Source organism: Clostridia bacterium (assembly GCA_012840125.1).
Lineage (GTDB): Bacteria > Bacillota > DULZ01 > DULZ01 > DULZ01 > DULZ01.
In genome coordinates this window covers 1-2,333 of the sequence record DULZ01000106.1, presented here as the reverse complement: position 1 = coordinate 2,333, position 2,333 = coordinate 1, and the positions used below count along the sequence as shown (strand labels likewise).

The 2,333-nt window shown below is 51.1% G+C and carries 4 protein-coding genes; all 4 read right to left on the bottom strand.

The window, feature by feature from the left end; genetic code table 11:
• Positions 1-51: 51 nt before the first annotated feature.
• A complete protein-coding gene (locus GXX34_12525; protein ID HHW08333.1) occupies positions 52-750 on the bottom strand; it encodes a hypothetical protein in 699 nt (232 codons plus the stop codon).
• Positions 747-1,553 carry a hypothetical protein gene (locus GXX34_12520; GenBank protein HHW08332.1) on the bottom strand — a complete coding sequence of 269 codons (807 nt, stop codon included), beginning with the start codon at positions 1,551-1,553 and terminating at the stop codon, positions 747-749. The genes GXX34_12525 and GXX34_12520 overlap by 4 nt, the downstream gene beginning before the upstream one ends.
• Before the next feature lie 4 nt (positions 1,554-1,557).
• Positions 1,558-1,992 (bottom strand): hypothetical protein, encoded by a 435-nt coding sequence (locus GXX34_12515; protein HHW08331.1) that lies wholly within the window; start codon positions 1,990-1,992, stop codon positions 1,558-1,560.
• Positions 1,989-2,333, bottom strand: a 345-nt coding sequence (locus GXX34_12510) for a hypothetical protein (GenBank protein ID HHW08330.1), incomplete at its 5' end; no start/stop codon positions are given. The genes GXX34_12515 and GXX34_12510, both read right to left, overlap by 4 nt.

Here is a 2,333-nt window from a genome sequence, read left to right as displayed (position 1 = left end):
GGGGACGCGGTACCATCCCCTGTTTTCCTGAAGCCATTTATCAGACACCACCTAATAGACCACCCGTAAGTTTTCAAGTGACTCAACAACTTCAGTTGCGTCCTCTGTGATTTTTAATGATTTTAGGAGGTTAGGGTTGACCTCGAAACCCGCATTACCCTTGCATCCGATGTACATCATTTTCCCATGCAGGATCCAGAAAAGGTCACGACCGGTTTCCTCCATTAAGTTTTGAATCAGGTCATTCCATGTCACCGTGATTACCTTCACATCATCTTTTGTCTCCACCATCCCATGAAATGGGTGCAACTTCATGAAGGTTTCCAGGGAGGATTTCCCTGGTTGAACCATGGTTCCATAGAGGTAACTCGCCCCTGCATTAACCCGTGACTGTGCAGGGATGCAGGAGTGGGGGTGTAATGTGATCCCACAGGACTGCAGGAACCGGAGGAGGACAACCCCCCATGAGTGAAACTCCTGCTCCTTAAAGGTGTAAGAGTATTGCATGAGGCGATTATGTATTGGTGAGGAGATCGCCCGGCAATTAGATGTCATACTACCATAATCGAGGGTGACATGATTCACATACCCCTCAAAGATTTTCTTATCATCATCGGAGATTACACTTACAGAGTACCCCACACGCACCTCCTCATGGGTGGAGAATGTGGCCTTCGCAACAGAGTTGATCATGTGATTCACGCTTAACCCTGTCACCGGGACTTCCCGGTTGTTCACCAGGATCTTCACCGGATCACCCCCTTCAATAGGAAGTAATCCGTGACTATCGTGGCCTCCTCCCAGGACACATCCACAGTAAAATGTGGTGACTGTGACTTCAACCAGTCATAATTCATGATGCGGCCAGGATCCACAGGGACACTGAAGCCTGTGTAGATGAAGCCCATCCACTTATCCGTGATACGCGGCGTGAACCCCCCGGGGGTCCTCAAGTAGGCCCGTATTTTCCACCTGTCATCCCCCCCCTTATTCAGCCAGATCCAGGGGATGAATCGCTTATCCCCTGGCGTCGCCCCTTCGGGAGTCAAGGGTTCTATGAGGATATCCTCATAGTCAAACCTGCTCTTCCGTGGGGGGTTGGGGAGTTTGAAATCGATGATCCACTCCTCATGACTGACGTATGGCGCGTTTATTATCTCCGCACGGTAATTCACGGGGTATCCGGGGAAGGCTGTTCCTGACTTGTTAGTGGCGGTGGCCAGGATTATGAACTGGAAGGGGCCGGTGCATGGTGGCTGCAGCGTGTACTCTACCATCACCTCATCCCCGGGTATGATCTTGTCAGGGAGGCGGGGCTCCTTAAAGGTTAGGGAGGATATCATTAGATCATTCATCCATGACTGTTTCTCACTGAAGGAGGCGAAGGGATCATGGGCCGGCATGATTAGGAGGTCCTCAATGACCTCATCCCCTGTGTTTTTTAGGATAGCGTAGCCCTTGATTGTGTCACCACGCCGGGCTACTATGAACTCCTCCTCCAGGTCAACCCACCCGCGGCCGCCGAACTCTATGAACCTGAAATCCATCACCATGGGATCACTCCACGCCAACATGGAAATAGAAAGAGTTGAAATATGTGGGGGAGAAGTCCCCTGCCTTGAAGACCCTGCTTATATCAGAGGGTAGCTCCAGGTGGATGGTTAGGGTGTATTCTATGATCTCATCACTGAACCTGTCCAACTGGTAGGAGGGGGGTTCGATCATCCCCTTGAATACATTCACACCGTCTGTGATGGTTAGGAGGTCACGGCTCCTATCCCCCTGCACATAGGTCCCCTTATTTAGGAGGAAATCATTGCTGACCTGGTACTTCGCCAATCCCATGAATAGTTTAACCTCATCCAGGGGGGTCTTCCCGGGCTTGGGGAGGGCCACGCATTGCAGGGTGACCTTTGGGAGGTTCACCTGCACGGATACTATCCCTGATGGTTTATGTCCCTGTATGCTCCAATCACCATAGACTATGATCATCTCACCCCCCTCACATATCCGCGGCCATACAGGTAGGGGAGGATACCTTGCCTGTTCAATTCATCACACATATTCTCCTTCACCTTGTTCGTGATCTTCCTCGTCATCGCCTCGACGTCAACATCATCCTCCACCCTGTCTATTGACACATTGGTGTTTATCTCTATGTTTATGTTCTGTGAGGTGGGGGTTCCTGTGGTTAAGTAGGAGGGTGGGAGGAAGTTTGGCTGCCCGAGGCTTGAGATTGTGTTGGGGATTGTCGCCGCCAGGCCCTCATTAAAATGTCTCCCGAGGAGGAAACCATACTCCCTCATCGCATCATAGGTTAGGGTGGATAATGG